This is a genomic window from Streptomyces mangrovi, assembly GCF_900114215.1.
In the GTDB taxonomy this organism is placed as follows: Bacteria; Actinomycetota; Actinomycetes; order Streptomycetales; family Streptomycetaceae; genus Streptomyces; species Streptomyces barkulensis.
In genome coordinates, this window is sequence record NZ_FOSG01000008.1 from 124,006 (window position 1) to 139,982 (window position 15,977).

At 73.7% G+C, this 15,977-nt stretch carries 17 protein-coding genes and 2 tRNA genes; 9 read left to right on the forward strand and 10 right to left on the reverse strand.

Going from position 1 to position 15,977, the window contains the following annotated elements; translation table 11 throughout:
* Positions 1–28 precede the first annotated feature (28 nt).
* Positions 29–1,117, reverse strand: coding sequence for a Gfo/Idh/MocA family oxidoreductase (locus BM237_RS13495; RefSeq protein ID WP_093850019.1), 1,089 nt, complete (start codon positions 1,115–1,117; stop codon positions 29–31).
* A gap of 56 nt (positions 1,118–1,173) precedes the next feature.
* On the opposite strand from BM237_RS13495, the gene BM237_RS13500 reads away from it, so the two are divergent.
* From BM237_RS13500 to BM237_RS29300, 5 genes are all read left to right on the forward strand, one after another.
* Complete coding sequence (locus BM237_RS13500; protein ID WP_093849851.1) at positions 1,174–2,460, forward strand: ROK family transcriptional regulator; 1,287 nt, start codon at positions 1,174–1,176, stop codon at positions 2,458–2,460.
* 76 nt (positions 2,461–2,536) lie between these two features.
* Positions 2,537–3,316 carry an HAD-IIA family hydrolase gene (locus tag BM237_RS13505; RefSeq protein WP_093849852.1) on the forward strand — a complete coding sequence of 260 codons (780 nt, stop codon included), beginning with the start codon at positions 2,537–2,539 and terminating at the stop codon, positions 3,314–3,316.
* A 132-nt stretch (positions 3,317–3,448) separates the two neighbouring features.
* On the forward strand, positions 3,449–4,174 hold the full coding sequence (locus tag BM237_RS13510; protein ID WP_093849853.1) for a hypothetical protein: 726 nt from the start codon (positions 3,449–3,451) through the stop codon (positions 4,172–4,174).
* A gap of 20 nt (positions 4,175–4,194) precedes the next feature.
* On the forward strand, positions 4,195–4,917 hold the full coding sequence (locus BM237_RS13515; RefSeq protein ID WP_093849854.1) for a class F sortase: 723 nt from the start codon (positions 4,195–4,197) through the stop codon (positions 4,915–4,917).
* A 178-nt stretch (positions 4,918–5,095) separates the two neighbouring features.
* Positions 5,096–5,248 carry a hypothetical protein gene (locus BM237_RS29300; RefSeq protein ID WP_175540995.1) on the forward strand — a complete coding sequence of 51 codons (153 nt, stop codon included), beginning with the start codon at positions 5,096–5,098 and terminating at the stop codon, positions 5,246–5,248.
* Between the two features lie 78 nt (positions 5,249–5,326).
* On the opposite strand, the gene BM237_RS13520 is transcribed toward BM237_RS29300, so the two are convergent.
* Positions 5,327–5,400, reverse strand: a tRNA-Lys gene (locus BM237_RS13520).
* A gap of 114 nt (positions 5,401–5,514) precedes the next feature.
* Between BM237_RS13520 and BM237_RS13525 the strand changes: the two genes are divergently transcribed.
* The gene (locus tag BM237_RS13525; protein WP_245793602.1) at positions 5,515–6,162 is read left to right on the forward strand and encodes a nucleoside/nucleotide kinase family protein; all 648 of its coding nucleotides are present in this window, start codon (positions 5,515–5,517) and stop codon (positions 6,160–6,162) included.
* A 58-nt stretch (positions 6,163–6,220) separates the two neighbouring features.
* Here BM237_RS13525 and BM237_RS13530 read toward each other — a convergent pair.
* The 6 genes from BM237_RS13530 to ehuB all read right to left on the reverse strand — a co-directional run bounded on the left by BM237_RS13530 (position 6,221) and on the right by ehuB (position 10,631).
* A tRNA-Lys gene (locus tag BM237_RS13530) sits at positions 6,221–6,294 on the reverse strand.
* A gap of 134 nt (positions 6,295–6,428) precedes the next feature.
* Positions 6,429–7,190 (reverse strand): IclR family transcriptional regulator, encoded by a 762-nt coding sequence (locus BM237_RS13535; protein ID WP_245793621.1) that lies wholly within the window; start codon positions 7,188–7,190, stop codon positions 6,429–6,431.
* 280 nt (positions 7,191–7,470) lie between these two features.
* On the reverse strand, positions 7,471–8,286 hold the full coding sequence (gene ehuA / locus BM237_RS13540) for an ectoine/hydroxyectoine ABC transporter ATP-binding protein EhuA (protein WP_093849856.1): 816 nt from the start codon (positions 8,284–8,286) through the stop codon (positions 7,471–7,473).
* The gene (gene ehuD / locus BM237_RS13545; protein WP_093849857.1) at positions 8,276–8,926 is read right to left on the reverse strand and encodes an ectoine/hydroxyectoine ABC transporter permease subunit EhuD; all 651 of its coding nucleotides are present in this window, start codon (positions 8,924–8,926) and stop codon (positions 8,276–8,278) included. Before ehuD ends, ehuA begins: the two co-directional genes overlap by 11 nt.
* Positions 8,923–9,678, reverse strand: coding sequence for an ectoine/hydroxyectoine ABC transporter permease subunit EhuC (ehuC, locus tag BM237_RS13550; protein ID WP_175540996.1), 756 nt, complete (start codon positions 9,676–9,678; stop codon positions 8,923–8,925). The genes ehuD and ehuC overlap by 4 nt, the downstream gene beginning before the upstream one ends.
* A complete protein-coding gene (ehuB, locus tag BM237_RS13555; RefSeq protein WP_093849858.1) occupies positions 9,675–10,631 on the reverse strand; it encodes an ectoine/hydroxyectoine ABC transporter substrate-binding protein EhuB in 957 nt (318 codons plus the stop codon). The genes ehuC and ehuB overlap by 4 nt, the downstream gene beginning before the upstream one ends.
* A 133-nt stretch (positions 10,632–10,764) precedes the next feature.
* Here ehuB and BM237_RS13560 point away from each other — a divergent pair, with 133 nt between their 5' ends.
* Positions 10,765–11,265, forward strand: coding sequence for a DUF3830 family protein (locus BM237_RS13560; RefSeq protein WP_093849859.1), 501 nt, complete (start codon positions 10,765–10,767; stop codon positions 11,263–11,265).
* On the opposite strand, the gene BM237_RS13565 is transcribed toward BM237_RS13560, so the two are convergent.
* Positions 11,246–12,817: an amidase gene (locus BM237_RS13565; RefSeq protein ID WP_093849860.1), complete on the reverse strand. Its 1,572-nt coding sequence runs from the start codon at positions 12,815–12,817 to the stop codon at positions 11,246–11,248. The genes BM237_RS13560 and BM237_RS13565 overlap by 20 nt on opposite strands.
* On the reverse strand, positions 12,814–13,818 hold the full coding sequence (locus BM237_RS13570; protein WP_093849861.1) for a D-2-hydroxyacid dehydrogenase: 1,005 nt from the start codon (positions 13,816–13,818) through the stop codon (positions 12,814–12,816). Before BM237_RS13570 ends, BM237_RS13565 begins: the two co-directional genes overlap by 4 nt.
* 235 nt (positions 13,819–14,053) lie before the next feature.
* Here BM237_RS13570 and BM237_RS13575 point away from each other — a divergent pair, with 235 nt between their 5' ends.
* Complete coding sequence (locus BM237_RS13575; RefSeq protein WP_093849862.1) at positions 14,054–14,998, forward strand: maleate cis-trans isomerase family protein; 945 nt, start codon at positions 14,054–14,056, stop codon at positions 14,996–14,998.
* Between the two features lie 100 nt (positions 14,999–15,098).
* A complete protein-coding gene (locus BM237_RS13580; RefSeq protein ID WP_093850022.1) occupies positions 15,099–15,902 on the forward strand; it encodes a maleate cis-trans isomerase family protein in 804 nt (267 codons plus the stop codon).
* Positions 15,903–15,977 lie beyond the last annotated feature (75 nt).

The following is a 15,977-nucleotide window of genomic DNA, read 5'->3' on the forward strand; positions in this document are numbered from 1 at the left end:
CCGCCCCCGCCTCCCGCCGGCCGGTCCGTCAGCCGAGCCGTACGGTGCGGCCCTCGGCCGCGGAGGTGCGGGCCGCCTCCAGTACCCGCAGCGTCTCGGCCGCCTCCCGTGCGGCGACCGGGGGCTCGCCCCCCTCGCGCAGGGCGGCGGCGACGGCGGCGTAGTAGGCGGGGTAGTCGCCGGAGCGGGACGGCACGGGCCGTACGTCGTCCGCCGCGCCCAGGGTGCCCCAGGCGGACTCCGCCTCCGCGCCCCAGGGCTCGCCGGGGGTGGGGCGGGCGCCGGCGCGCAGGGCGTCCTCCTGGGGGTCGAGGCCGTACTTGACGTAGGCGGCCCGGCTGCCCAGTACCCGGAAGCGGGGGCCGAGGGCGGCGGCGGTGGAGCTGACCCACAGGTGGGAGCGGGTGCCCGAGGCGTGGTGGAGGGCGATGAAGGTGTCGTCGTCGGCCTCGGCGCCGGGGCGGCGCGCGTCGGACTCGGCGTGGACGGAGACCGCGGGGCCGAAGAGGGTGAGCGCCTGGTCCACCACATGGCTGCCCAGGTCGTACAGCAGTCCGCCGAGTTCGGCGGGGTCGCCGGACTCGCGCCAGCCGCCCTTGAGGTTCGGGCGCCACCGCTCGAAGCGGGACTCGAAGCGCCACACCTCGCCCAGCGCGCCCTCGGCCAGCAGGTCGCGCAGGGTGAGGAAGTCGCCGTCCCAGCGGCGGTTGTTGAACACCGACAGCAGCAGTCCGCGGCGCTCGGCCAGGCCGGCCAGTTCCTCGGCCTCGGCGGCGCCGGCCGCCAGCGGCTTGTCGACGACGACGGCCAGTCCGGCCTCCAGCGCCCGGGTGGCCAGCTCGACGTGGGTGCGGTTGGGGGAGGCGACGACGACGAGGTCGAGTTCACCGGCGCGTGCGAACAGCTCGCCGGCACTGGCGGCGGTGCGCAGTTCCTCGCCGTGCTCGGCACGGGCCTGCCGCCGCCGCTCGGGGGAGGAGGTGACGACGGTGTCCAGTACGAGGCCGTCGGTGGCGGCGATCAGCGGCGCATGGAAGACGGAGCCGGCCAGGCCGTAACCGATCAGTCCGACGCGCAGGGGGTTGGGGACCGGGGCGGCGGGGGAGGCGGCGTTCATGGCGCCCACTTTGGCAACAGCGTTTCCGAAGTGCAAGCGGGCGCGAGAATGGACCCGTGACCCCTGCCTCCCCCGGTTCCGTCCCCGCCGTTTCCCCCGGCCCCGGCCCCGGCCTCGCCGCCTCCCCGGCGGCCGCGGACCCGCCGGCCCTGCGCGGCCACAACGCCGCACTCGTTCTGGATCTGCTGCGCGCGGCGGGCGAGGCGGGCGCGAGTAGGCCCGAACTGGCCGAGGCCGCGGGGCTGACCCCGCAGGCCGTCAGCAAGATCACCGCCCGGCTGCGGGAGGCGGGACTGGTGGCGCGGGCGGGGCGCCGCCCCTCCACCGGAGGCAAGCCGCGCACCCTGTGGCGCCTGGTGCGCGACGCGCGCCACGCGGTGGGTCTGCACCTGGACCGTGACGAGGTCACCGCCGTCCTGGTGGATCTGCAGGGCGGCGTGATCGCGGCGCACCGGGCCCCCTTCGACCTGGGCGCGCCCCGCGATGCGGTGCTGGACGCGGCGGCCGGCGCGGTGCGCGCCCTGCCGGACGGTCCCGGACTGCCGGACGGCCCCGGACGCGGCGGCCGTCCGCTGGGCGTCGGGGTGGCGTGTCCGGGCCCGCTGGACCACCGCACGGGAGTGCTGCGGCGGGTGACCGGCCTCCCCCACTGGGACGGCCACCCGCTGCGGGAGGCGCTGTCCCGGCGGCTGGGGCTGCCCGTCGTGCTGGACAAGGACACCAACGCGGCGGCCCTCGGTCTCGCCCTGTGCGGCGGACAGGGGGCCGGGGGCGCCTCGTTCGCGTATCTGCACCTGGGCACCGGGCTGGGCGCCGGGCTCGTGCTGGGCGGGGCGCTGTACCGGGGCACGCGCACCGGGGCCGGCGAGTTCGGCCACCAGGTGGTGCTGCTCGACGGCCCGGAGTGCGGGTGCGGCGACCGCGGCTGCCTGGAGGCGCTGTGCCTGGCGGCCGTCGCCCGGGGCGACACCGCGGAGGCCGCCCGCGTGCTGGGCACCGGGGCGGCGGGGCTGGCCGGGCTGCTGGACGTCGACCGCGTGGTGCTCGGCGGCCGGACCGTACTGGCCGACCCGGAGCCGTACCGCGCGGGGGTGGAGCGGGTGCTGGCGGCCCGGGCCGCGCGCACCGACGGCCGGGCCGTACCGGTGTCCGTCGCCCCCGGCGGCGCGCGTCTGGTCGCCCGCGGCGCGGCGCATCTGGTCCTCGCGCCGCTCTTCGGACGGTTCGAACCGGGAACGAGACCGCAAGGCGCCGTCCGGGACCGGCCGGGCGGCCCCGGCCCCGGTCCCGGCCCCGGCCCCGGCCCCGGAAAGACGGGGTCGGGTTCGGCGGGCAGTGGCTAGTCTGAGGGCGTCGGCGCAGCACAGCGTGGTGCCGCCGCCACGCCCCGATGTGCGTTGTGACAGGCAGGAGTGACCAATGGCGGAGCGCAAGCCGATCGAGTCATGGCTGACCGACATGGACGGAGTCCTCGTCCACGAGGGAGTGCCGATCCCGGGGGCCGACGACTTCCTCAAGCGGCTGAGGGAGTCGGGCAAGCCGTTCCTGGTGCTGACCAACAACTCGATATACACGCCCCGTGACCTGCACGCCCGCCTGAAGCGGATGGGCCTGGACGTCCCGGTGGAGAACATCTGGACCTCCGCCCTGGCCACCGCCAAGTTCCTGGAGGAACAGCGCCCGGAGGGCACCGCGTACGTCATCGGCGAGGCCGGGCTGACCACCGCGCTGCACGACATCGGCTACATCCTCACCGACACCGACCCCGACTACGTGGTGCTCGGCGAGACGCGCACCTACAGTTTCGAGGCGCTCACCAAGGCGATCCGGCTGATCAACGACGGTGCGCGGTTCATCGCCACCAATCCCGACGAGACCGGACCGTCCGCCGAGGGCGCGCTGCCGGCCACCGGGTCGGTCGCGGCGCTGATCACCAAGGCGACCGGGCGCGAGCCCTACTTCGTCGGCAAGCCCAACCCGCTGATGATGCGGGCCGGGCTCAACGTCATCGGAGCCCACTCCGAGTCCAGCGCGATGATCGGCGACCGGATGGACACCGATGTGCTGGCCGGACTGGAGGCCGGGATGGAGACCTTCCTCGTCCTCACCGGGCTGACGCGGCCGGCCGACGTGGACCGCTTCCCCTTCCGGCCCTCGACGGTCGCCGACTCGATCGCGGACCTCGTCGAACGGATCTGATCAGCCCCGCCCCCGCCCGCCCCCGTCCCGCCCGCCTCCGGGCGCGCTCGAACGGAGCAGCGCGGGGCGGCGCCGGGATGCGGGCGGGGCGGGGGCGGCGGATCTTCGGGAGTACCGACCCGGAGGTTCGACATGGGCATCTTCCGCACCGTACGACCCGCTCCGAGCGTCCTCGCCGCGGCGCTCGCCGTCTGCGCCGCGGCGGCCCCTCCCGCCGGTCTCGCCGCTCTCACGGCCCTCGCCGCCCCCGCGGCGGCCGCCGAGAGCCCCGGCCCCGGCGTCTCCCACCCCCCCGGCCCCGGCGTCTCCCACCCCCCCGGCCCTGAGACCCCCGGTACGGGGCGGTCCGGCTCGCCGGAGGTGACGGTACGGGTGACCCCCGCCAAGGTCCGCCCCGGCACCGAGATCGAACTGTGGGCCGTGTCCTGCGGGGGCACCGTCGCCACCGCCCGCTCCGAGGCGTTCGTCGCCGACGCGCTGCTGTCCCCCGGCGCCGACCGCGGCGGGCTGCGCGGTGAGGCGGTCATCCGCTCGGACGCCGAGCCCAGGGAGTACCGGATCACGGTGGAGTGCATGGGCGTGAAGGTCGCCGGCCGGGTGATCGTGCACCACTCCGGGTCCGGCCCGGCCTCCGAGAGTCCTTCGCACCACGCCACCGACCCGGCCGTGAGCCCGGTCGCCCCCGTGCCGGCCGGTGGCGGCGGCACCGCGAAGGCGGCCGCTGACGAGGGCGGGGAAGCCGGACCGAGCGCCCTCCACACCGCCCTGGGCGCCGGACTGGCGGGCACCGCCACCCTGATCGTCCTTGGGCGGGCCGCGGCGCTGCGCCGCCGGTCCCGCTCCGAATCCGACCGCTGAGCCGGCCGGCGGCGACGGCCGTGTACGACGACGTCCCGGGCGGGGAGCCGCGCACGGGCTGCGCCTCCCGGCTGGCGGTGGTAGCGGTGTGGGCGGTGCTGCTGCTCGGGCTGTGGCTGTGGGGGAGGGAGCTGACCGACCCCGCCGCCCGGCCGCCGGAGCAGGCGCGGGCGGGAGCCCCGGCGTCCGACCGGGCGCCGGGCGGCGAGTTCGGCCACGCGCCGCTGCCCGGTGCCCAGCCCCGGCGTATCGACATCGACACCATCGGCGTCCACGCGCGGATCATCGAGCGGGGGCTCGACCGCGAGGGCGCCGTGGAACCCCCGCCGATGGACTTTGCCGACGCCGTCGGCTGGTTCGCCGACGGTCCGGCGCCCGGAGCGGAGGGGGTGGCGCTGCTGGTGGGCCATCTGGACACCGACACCGGCGGGGCGGTCTTCCAGCGCCTGCCCTCGGTACGCCCCGGGGACCGGATACGCGTCGCACGCGACGACGGCAGGACCGCGGAGTTCACCGTCGAGGACGTGGCGATCGCCGAGCGGGCCGACTTCGACCCGCATGAGGTCTACGGCGCCCGCCGCCCCGGACGTGCCGAGCTCCGCCTGATCACCTGCACCGGCGCCTTCGACCGGGCCAGCGGCTCCTACACGGCAAATCTGGTGGTCTCGGCGTATCTGACCGGCGTCCGCTCCGGGACCGGGGCGGACGCCGGCCGGGCCGGCGGCGCGGGCCGGGCGCGGTGAGCGGCCCCGCGCGGATCGAGCCGCGTGCGCAACCGCCGCCCGGCCCGGTCGTTGTGGTCACCGGGGTGAACCTCCGGCCGGAACCGGTTGCGTTCCCCACCCGCCCGGGATTGAAGAGAGGGGAGACGCGGTACTCGGAGGCCGAGATCCCCAGGACACGGAAGGCTGTCGCTGCGCCATGTATGACACAGCTGAACCGGAAGCCGACGCCCCGCCCGCCGTGCCGCGGGCCCTCGACGAGCTGCCGGTCTCACCGCCCCCGCTGCTGCGCCTCGCCGGGGACTGCGACGACGACGAGTGCGAGCCGCACATCTGCCGGGGCATCGACTGAGGAGCGACCGCGCGAGGACGCGCCGGGAAACACGTCCGGGCCCCACCGCGGAGGGCGGTGGGGCCCGGATCGAAGAGGTACGCCGCCAGGGACTCGAACCCCGGACCCGCTGATTAAGAGTCAGCTGCTCTAACCAACTGAGCTAGCGGCGCCCGCAGGGGCGGTGATCCGCACGGTGTGTGCCGATCGGTGCCGAACTGCGGGGACCAGCATACCCGACACCGCGCGGTGCTCCTTCCGGGGCGAGGGGGGATAGGTTTCCGGTCATGCGAACCGGTGAGCTGATGGGCCGGGCCCGGCGGCTGACGGCCCGCGCGCGGGGCGGGCGGGCCGTGCTCGGCCTGGCGGGGCCGCCCGGCGCGGGCAAGTCCACCCTGGCCGAGGCCCTGGTGGCGGGGCTGTGCGAGCGGTACGGGGCGGACGCGGCGGCGTACGTCCCGCTGGACGGCTTCCACCTGTCCAACGCCCAGCTCGACCGGCTGGGCCTGGCCGCCCGCAAGGGCTCGCCCCCCACCTTCGACGTCCACGGGTACGCCGCCCTGCTGCGGCGCCTGGCCCTCGAACCGGACCACGACGTCTACGTGCCCGACTTCGACCGGACGCTGGACGAGCCGGTGGCGGCCCGCCATGTGGTGCGCCCCGGGGTCCGGCTGGTGGTGACGGAGGGGAACTACCTGGCCTGTGACCTGCCCGGCTGGCCGGACGCGCGCGGGTCGATCGACGAGCTGTGGTACGTGGAGGCATCTCCGGAGGAGCGCCGCCGCAGGCTGGTGGAGCGCCAACTGGCCGGGGGCCGCACCGCCGGGGAGGCCCGGGAGTGGGTCCGGTCCAACGACATGCCCAACGCGGAGATCGTGGAGGCGTCGAGGACGTCGGCGTGTGTGAAGCTGTCGTTCCACTGGTCGGGACACTGACGGGACACCAATGCGGAGAGGGGCCCCTCGCGCGGTGCGAGGGGCCCCTCTCCTGCTGTACGCCGCCAGGGACTCGAACCCCGGACCCGCTGATTAAGAGTCAGCTGCTCTAACCAACTGAGCTAGCGGCGCCTGCGGGCAGCGACTCCGGTGATCTCGTGGCGACCTGGCGGAGCGCGCTGTCGGGAACCATACTACCCGCTCCCCGCGGTGTTCCCGACCACGCGCCCCGACCACGCGCCCGGCGCGCTCGGCAGGACGGCTCATCACAGGGACAGCGGGAGCAGCACCCCGGCGGCCTGCTCGCTCAGCGCCTCGGCGGCCCGCCGCAGCCGGTGGGTCTCCTCGGCCGGCAGGCACACCCCCAGGGAGCCGACGGCCGATCCCGCGGTCACCGGCACGGCCGCGCAGACCGAGCCGACCGCGTACTCCTGCAGGTCCAGGACCGGTACGGTCGGCGGCTGCCGTTCCAGGACGCTCAGCAGCACCCGCTCGTCGGTGATCGTGCGCGGGGTCAGCCGGACGGCCCGGTGCCGGGAGAGGTGGTCCCGGCGCGCGTCGTGGTCGAGCTGGCCGAGCAGGCACTTGCCGAGCGCGGTGGCGTGCCCGGCGAAGCGGAAGTCCGGCCGCTCGGGCGGCGCGGGGTGGCGCGGGCCGCCCGCGTATCCGACGATCTCCACCTCGCCGTCGCGGTAGCGGCCGAGGTAGACCGCCGCGCCGATGGAGTCGCGCAGCCGGGCCAGGGTCCGCCACAGCCGCTCGCGCAGCGCCCTCTCCCGGCCGCCGGCGCCCGCGCCGCCGAGCAGGCCCAGCGCCTGGCCCGCCACGTACGAGCCGTCGCCGAGGCGCTCGACGTACCCCTCGCGCAGCAGTGTCCGCAGCAGGCCGGCCAGACGCGCGGGCGGCAGCCCCGTCCGGGCTGCCAGCCGTACCTCGTCCACACCGTCGTGGCCGCCCGCGACCGCCTCCAGGACGCGCAGGGCGTGCCGCACCGTGGGAGGGCGGACGGAGCCGGGCGCGGACCTCACCGGCTGCGCGGACGGGCGGCGCTCCGGGTTCGGGCGGCGCTCCGGAAGCGGTTCGGGGCAGGGGTCCCCGGGTGAGTGCAGCAGTGTCACGGTGCCCCCTCGGGCGGATGACCGCTCGCGGCGCGACACCCGCCCGAGGGTCACCGGGTCTTCGGGTGCGGGGCGGCCGGCGGCCGTACGCCGTCCCCGCACAGAACACTGGCCCCCCGCCCGCTCCCCGAAACATGTTCGAAGGCGGACGGGAGGGCCGGGCGCGGCGGCGCGCCCCCAAGGGTCCTCCTCAGAGGATCGCGCCCAGGAACTCCCTGGTGCGCTCGTGGTCGGGGTCGTTGAAGATCTTCTCCGGCGGACCGGACTCGATCACCTTGCCCTCGTTGAACATCAGCACGTCGTCGGAGATGTCCCGGGCGAAGTTCATCTCGTGGGTGACCACCAGCATGGTGATGTCGGTGGTGTGCGCGATGTCCCGCAGGACGTCCAGCACCCCGGCGACCAGCTCCGGGTCGAGGGCCGAGGTGACCTCGTCCAGCAGCAGCACCTTCGGGCTCATGGCCAGCGCGCGGGCGATGGCCACACGCTGCTGCTGGCCGCCGGAGAGCTGGGAGGGGTACTTGTCGATGTGCTCGGTCAGCCCCACCTTCTCCAGCAGCTCGCGAGCCTGCTGCTCGGCCTCGTCCTTGCCCATGCCCAGCACGTGGACGGGTGCCTCGGTGATGTTGCGCAGCACCTTCATGTTGGGGAAGAGGTTGAACTGCTGGAAGACCATGCCGATCTTCTTGCGCACCTCGCGGGTGTGCTTCTCGCCCGCGGGGACGAGCCTGCCGCCCTTCTCCTCGTGGGTGAGGTGGTCGCCGTCGACCGTGATGACGCCCTCGTCGGGCCTGAGCAGGGTCATCAGCAGCCGCAGGATCGTGGTCTTGCCCGATCCGGAGGGGCCGATGAGGGTGACGTGCTTCCCGGCGGAGACGCTGAACTCCAGCTGGTCCAGGACGACGTGGTCGCCGAAGCGCTTGGTCACCTTGTCGAAGCGGATCAGTTCGCGGCCGTCCGCGGCGGTACTCGTGGTGGCGTTCTCACGCGGGGTGTCAGCGGACAAGACGACGCTCCAGGGCTCGGATGAGGAGGGAAGCCGGGTAGGCGATGACGATGAAGGCGATGCCGACGACGGTGATCGGCTCCAGGAACCGGAAGGTCTCGGAGCCGTAGGCGCGTGCCTCGCCGAGCATCTCGAAGGCGCCGATGATCGCGATCAGCGGCGAGTCCTTCAGCATGGCGATGACGTAGTTGCCCAGCGCGGGCACCACGCGGCGGATGGCCTGCGGCAGGATCACGGCCGTCCAGGTGCGCACCGGCGGCAGGCTGAGCGCGGTCGCCGCCTCCCACTGCCCCTTGGGCACACCGTCGATGCCGGCCCGGTAGACCTCGGCGGTGTAGGTCGAGTAGTGCAGGCCGAGGCCGATCACACCCGTCATCAGCGGGGACATGGCCGGCCCCCACTCGGGCACCACGTAGAAGAGGAAGAACAGCTGCACCAGCAGCGGGGTGTTGCGGATGAACTCGGTGACCGCGGTCACCGGCATGCGGACCCACGCCTTGGAGGAGCGCTGCGCGATGGCCCACACCAGACCGAGGGTGAAGGCCAGCAGGGACCCCAGCACCAGCGCCTGGAGGGTGACGAGCACCCCGTCCCAGAAGCGCGGCATGAAGTCGTCGACGACGTCCCAGTTCCAGTTCACTGATTACCCCCCGGGGTGCCCGCTCCGGCCGTCCCGGTGACGGGGTCGGCGGTCTTCGTCCGGCGGCGCAGACCGCCCAGCAGTCCGCCGCCCGGCGGCGGCGCCTGCCCGATCCCGGCCTTGGCCTTCCGCTCCACCAGCCGCATGCCGCGGGTGATGAGGAAGGCGAGGACGAAGTACATCACCAGCAGGAGCGTGTAGATCGGCGCGCTCTCGTTGGTGGTGAAGCGGATCAGGTTCGCCGCGAAGGTCATGTCGGCCACGCTGATGACCGAGACCAGCGCGGTGCCCTTCAGCAGCTCGATGGCGAGGTTGTTGAAGGGCGGGACCATCTCCGGCCACGCCTGGGGCAGTTCGATGCGCCGCAGCCGCTGCATACGGGTGAAGCTCAGCGCGATCCCCGCCTCGCGCTGGGCGGGGGAGACCGCGGCCAGCGCGCCGCGTACGACCTCCGAACCGTACGCGCCGTAGGTCAGGCCCAGCGCCAGAACACCCGCCCACATCGGGACGAGCTGCCAGCCGAAGGCGATCGGCAGCGCGAAGAACAGCCAGAACATGAACACCAGCGCCGAGGCTCCGCGGAAGATCTCGAAGTAGGCGCCGGACAGGAACCGGACGATCCACAGCGGGGAGGACCGCAGGATTCCGACGACGAAGGAGACGGCCGCGGCCAGCGCGGCGCTGTACACCGTCACCTGGATGGTGATCCAGATGCCGGGCAGCATGTAGGACTCCCACAGGCCCCAGGTCATGATGCGCACAGCTCCTTCGCGGTCAGGTCGGTCATCTCGTCCTCGGAGAAACCGAAGGGCCGCATGATCTCCAGCAGCTCACCGCTCTCCTTGAGCTTGCGCAGCTCCCGGTTGAACGCGTCACGCAGCATGGTGGCGCTGGGCCGGAAGGCGAAGCCGCCCGCGCCGATCGCCGGCTCGCCGTCCACCATGGGCTGGAAGGCCTCCGTGGCCTCGGCCCGGTCGCTGCCCTTCACCACCTGGCGGACGGTCAGCGAGGTGCCGGCGAAGACGTCGGCCCGGCCCTGCTCGACGGCCGCCAGTCCGGCGACCTGGTCGGGCAGGATCAGCATCTCGCCGCGGGGGACGCCGGCCGCGACCGCGTAGTCGATCTCGGCGTACGCGGTGCCGGTGGCCATCTTGGCGCCCGTGCGGACGATGTCCTCGTAATTGTTCAGCCCTTTCGGGTTGCCCTTGGGGACGATGAACGCATCGAGCATCACGTACTCGGGGTCGGCGAAGATCACCTGTTCGCAGCGCTGGGGGTTGATGTACATGCCCGCGGAGACCACATCGAACTGCTGCGAGCGGAGTCCCGGAATCAGCGAACCGAACTCGGTCGGAACGGGGACGACGTTCTCCACACCCAGCCGATTGAAGATGACCTTCGCGATCTCCGGCGCCTCACCGGTCAACTCGCCCTGGTCGTTGATGTATCCGTAGGGGACCTCGCCGGCGATGCCCACCCGCACGGTGTTCTGCGCCCTGATGCGCTCCAGCAGGTTGCCCTCGCCGGCCTCCCCGGCGTCGGGTACCCGGCTGCATCCGGCCACGCCGATCGCGCCCGCCGCGCCCAGCGCGCCCAGGCCCGCCAGCATCGCGCGGCGGCTTATCCCCCGGACGGGTCTCGTCCGGTTATCGAGGCTGTCGCCTGTACCTGATTTTCCTGTCTCGTTCCCTTGTGGTGGAGCCATGGGCGCGCCACTACCCCGATCAACGAAAAATATGCCCGCCGTTTCCAGCCCTTGATGCGGCCGTTGCGGTGTTGACGGCCGGGCCCGGTCGCTGCGTCAGTATTGGGAGGGAAATCGACGGACAGGAGCCGAAATGGCAGACCGTTTCATCGAAGTATCACTCGACAAGCGGGGAGTGAGCTGCACGGCGAGACTGCTCGACGACCGCGCGCCCATCACCTGCGAGGCGGTGTGGAACGCCCTTCCGCTGGGCGGCGACGTCTACCACGCCAAGTACGCGCGCAACGAGATCTACACACTCCTGCCGGTGTTCGCCCCGGCCGAGCCGCCGCTGGAGAACCCCACCATCACGCCCATCCCCGGCGACCTGTGCTACTTCACCTTCACCGACGTCCAGCTCGGCACCTCCTCCTACGGGTACGAGGCGGAGGCGGGGCACCGGGGCCGGCCGACCGTGGTGGACCTGGCCCTGTTCTACGAGCGCAACAACCTGCTGATCAACGGCGACGCCGGCTGGGTCCCCGGAATCGTGTGGGGGGCGGTGGTGGACGGGCTGGACCGGATGGCCGACGCCTGCCAGGACCTGTGGCGGGCCGGGGCCCTGGGCGAGAGCCTCAGCTTCCGGCGGGCCTAGGCACCGGGCCGGGCACAGGACCGGACGCGGAGCCGGAAGCAGAGTCGGACGCGGAGCCGGAAGCAGAGTCGGACGCGGAGTCGGACGCGAGCGCCGGGGGCGGCGGAACATCGGCGGCCCCCGCCTCGTACAGCGCGTGCGCGGCGCGCAGCACCAGCGCGTCCGCGTGCCGCGCGCCCACCAGCTGCACCCCGATCGGCAGCCCGCCGCCGTCCACCCCGCAGGGCAGGGACGCGGCGGGCTGCTGGGTCATGTTGAACGGGTAGGTGAACGGCGTCCAGCCCGTCCAGCGGCCGTACGGCGAGCCCGGCGGCACCTCGCCGCCCAGTTCGAAGGCGGTGACCGGCAGCGTCGGGGTGACCAGCAGGTCGTACTCCGTGTGGAAGGCGCCCATCAGCCGGCCCATCGACATCCGCACGTCCACCGCCGCCAGGTAGTCCAGCGCGCTGCGGGCCGCGCCCTGCTCGCACGCCTCCCGCAGACCCGGGTCCAGCAGCGCGCGCCGCTCGGGGTCCAGATGCTGGGTCACCCGGGCGGCGCCGCTGAACCACAGGGTGTGGAAGGCCTCCAGGCAGTCGGGCAGGCCCGGGTCGCGCTCCTCCACCCGCGCGCCCAGCCCCTCCAGCGCCTCCACGGCCCGCCGCACCGCCGCGGCGACCTCCCGGTCCACCTCCACCCGGCCGCCGAGGTCGGGGGAGTAGGCCACCCGCAGGCCGGCGACCCCGCCGTCCAGGCCGTCGCGGAAGCTGCCCGGCACCGGCCCGAGCTGCGACCAGTCGCGGGCGTCCGGGCCGGTGATCACATCCATCAGCAGCGCCGCGTCCCGCGCGTCGCGGGTCATCGGGCCGACGTGCGCGAGCGTCCCGTAGGCGCTGGCCGGGTACAGCGGCACCCGCCCGTAGGTCGGCTTCAGCGCGAAGATCCCGCAGAAGGACGCCGGGATGCGCACCGAGCCGCCGCCGTCGGTGCCCAGGCTCAGCGGCCCGGCCCCCAGTGCCACCGCGGCCGCGCTGCCGCCGCTGGAACCGCCCGCGGTGCGCCCCGGGGCGTACGGGTTCCCCGTCGCGCCGTGCCGCGGGCTGTCGGTGACGCCCTTCCAGCCGAACTCCGGTGTCGTCGTCTTCCCCGTGAACACCGCCCCGTGCTCGCGCAGCCGCGCCACCGAGGGCGCGTCCTCGTCCCAGGGGCCGTCCGCGGGGACGGTCCACGAGCCGCGCAGCGTCGGTCCGCCGCGCAGCAGCAGGATGTCCTTCACCGACACCGGCACCCCGTCCAGCAGACCGGCCGGCTCACCGCGCCGCCACCGGCCGGCGGACCGCCGCGCCTGCTCCATCGCCGTCTCGGCGTCGAGCCGGACGAACGCGTTCACCACCGGCTGGATGTGCTCGGACCTCTCCAGCACGGCGCGGGCCACCTCCACCGGAGTGAACTCCCCGCGGGCGTAGCCCTCCACGAGCCGGGCGGCGGTCAGGTCCGTGAGGCCGCTCGGGTCCGCGGAGCCGTTCGGGTGGGTCAGGCCGGTGGGGCCGGCCGGTTCGGTGGTGCCGGTCATGGTGCACTCCTGTCCGGGACGTAGCCGAGCTGTTTGTCCACGACGTTGAACAGTGGCTCGCCCGCCGCCCAACGGTCGAAGTTGTCGCAGAACTGCCGGGCGAGGTCGTCGCGCCAGCCGACGGTGTCGCCGCTCATGTGCGGCGAGACCAGCAGGCCGGGGACGTCCCACAGCGGGCTGCCGGAGGGCAGCGGCTCATCGGCGAAGACGTCCAGCGCCGCCGCCGCGATCCGGTGCGAGAGCAGTGCCTCGACCAGGTCCTCCTGCACCACGTGGGCGCCGCGTCCGACGTTGACGAAACGGGCCGTCGGCTTCATCCGGGCGAAGGCGGCGGCGTCGAACATCCCGGTGGTCGACTCGGTCAGGGGCGCCGCGCACACGACCCAGTCGGCGGAGGGGAGGAGGGCGTCGAGCGCTCCGCCGGCGTGAATTCGGCCGAATTCCGGGTCCGTGGGCCGCTCCCTGCGCCCCACGAGTTCCACTTCGACACCCAGTGCCATAAGTGTGCGGCCGATTGCCCGGCCGATGGGGCCCGAACCTACGACAATCGCGTGAGTTCCGGCCAGTCGCATTGTCTCCCGGTGCCGCCAGCGCCGCTGCCGCTGCAATTCCCAACTGCCGTGGAAATCCTTGGCCAAAGCCAGGACGAGACCTGCCACGTATTCGGCGATGGGTTGGTCGAAGACCCCCCGCGCATTGGTGATCACCGTTTCCGAACCGACCAGTTCCGGACAGCCCAGCAGCCGGTCGACCCCGGCGCTCGCGGTGTGCACCCAGCCCGGCCGCGGGCCCGCCCCGGGCCAGGCGCGGCGTACGGCGTCGGAGGTGAAGTCCCAGACCAGCAGCGCGTCCACGGCCGGCAGCAGGGCGGCCAGCGAACCCTCGTCGGCGTACTCCACCCGGGCACGCCCCGAGAGGCGTTCCAGGTCCGGCGGATCGCCGCCGGGAACGCCGAGGACACCGAGAGTGGGGATGCCGGCCGGAACAGTGGTTTCTGACATGGGCGGAAAACCGTTTCGCAACGAGGGGGCAACGAGGAAGGAGAAGTATTGGGTCCGGCCCGAAGAGATCCGGAGCACCGTACGGACGCACGGATGGACGGAAGGATTGACCACGGTAGGGACCTGTAACTACCTTCGTCAACGAAGGCATCTGTCCCGGCGTCCCGGCTCTCTCGCGCCGGCTTTTCTCCCGTCAACGGCCCTTGGCCGCCCCTACCCTCTTCAAGGGGTGCTCATGGATGTCTCGTTCCTCGGCGGTCCGCATCCGCAGCGCGGAGTCGGTGTCGTCGCCCCCTTCGACTTCGCACTCGACCGCGAACTGTGGCGGTGGATCCCCGACGACGTCTCCCTCCATCTGACCCGCACTCCGTTCGTCCCCGTCGAGGTGAGCCTGGACCTGGCCCGGCTCGTCAGCGAGCACGAGACGCTGCGGGAGGCCGTCCAGGCACTGTGCGCGGTGGCGCCGGAAGTGGTGGCGTACGCCTGCACCTCCGGCTCCTTCGTGGGCGGCGCGGTCGGGGAGCGGGCCATGTGCGCGGCCATGGAGCTCTCCGGAGAGGTCCCCTCCCTCACCACCTCGGGCGCTCTGCTGGAGGCGCTGGAGGAACTCGGCGCACGGCGGGTCGCCGTCGTCACCCCGTACACCAGGTCGGTGACCGACTCCCTGGAGGCCTTTCTGGGCGAGGCCGGGATCGAGGTCACCGGCCGCAGCTACCTGGGGCTGACGCGGGAGATCTGGCGGGTGCCGTACCGGGACGTGGTGGACATGGCCCGCGAGGCCGTGATGGACGCGCCCGACGCGCTGTTCATCAGCTGCACCAACCTGCCGACCTACGACGTGATCCCGCAGCTGGAGGCGGAGCTCCGGATGCCGGTGCTCTCCGCCAACCAGGTCACCGTCTGGTCGGCGCTGCGCCGCATCGGCAAGGACGCGGTCGGCCCCTACCAGGCGCTGCTCGACCCCGTGGCCCGGCGCGGCCCGGCTTCCATGTCCTCCCTGCCGCCGGGGCCGCCCGTACCCCCGGACGGCGCAACGGAGTCGGGGAACCTCGCGGGGCTGCCCGGGCCGTCGGCCGAGCGCGAGCCGGAGCCCGCGGTGGCCGGGGCCGAACCGGAGGCGGCCGAGGGCGCGGAGCCGCCGCCCTTTCCGGACGACCTGGGCGGACTGCCGCCCCTGTGACCCCGCCCCGCGGCGCCGCCGCCGCGGGGACGGCATCACCACCGAGGAAGAGACCGAGGAAGAGGAGGACCGGATGGACCGGACGGACGGGACGGCCCGGATGAAGGACGCGGACCCGGCGGAAGACACGGAACGGGCGGTCCGGACGGCGGATGTCGTCGGCTTCCTCTACCCCGGCCACTCCGCCGAGGACGAGTACCCTCGGCTGGAGGCGATCCTGGGCGAGGCCGCGGGCTCCGTCCGGCTGCCGCTGGTCCACACCGACATCGGCGAGGACGCGCACCGCGTGGACGCGCTGCTGGAGATGGGCTCCACCGCCCGTCTGTCGGCCGAGGCCGGCCGCCTGCGCGAGCACGGCGCGCAGGCGGTGGTGTGGGCCTGCACCAGCGCCAGCTTCGTCTTCGGCTGGGACGGGGCGCACGAGCAGGTGCGCGAGCTGTCCTCGGCCGCGGCCCTCCCCGCCTCCAGCACCTCCTTCGCCTTCGCCCACGCCGTGCGGGCGCTGGGGGCCGAGCGGGTCGCCGTCGCCGCCACCTATCCCGATGACGTGGCCGAGCACTTCAGGGCCTTCCTCAAGGCGGCGGGCGCCGAGGTGGTGTCGGTGTGCGGCGCCGGGATCGTCACCGCGGCCGAGGTCGGCACCTGGGGTCGCGAGGAGGTGCTCGCGCTGGCCCGCGCGGGCGACCACCCGGACGCCCAGGCCGTACTGCTGCCCGACACCGCTCTGCACACCGCCGCCTGGCTCCCCGAGCTGGAGGCGGCGCTGGGCAAGCCGGTGCTCACCGCCAACCAGGTCACCGTCTGGGAGGGGCTGCGCCTGCTGGACCGCACGGTCTCCTGCCCGGCATTGGGGGCGCTGTTCGACGGCCGGGCGCTCGCGGAACCGCTGCTGCTGCGGGAATAACGGGCGGTCGGTGCGGGCTGTGCTCTTGCGGCGCGGACATCCCGCGCCGCACGCACCACGAGGAGGCAGCCCGCG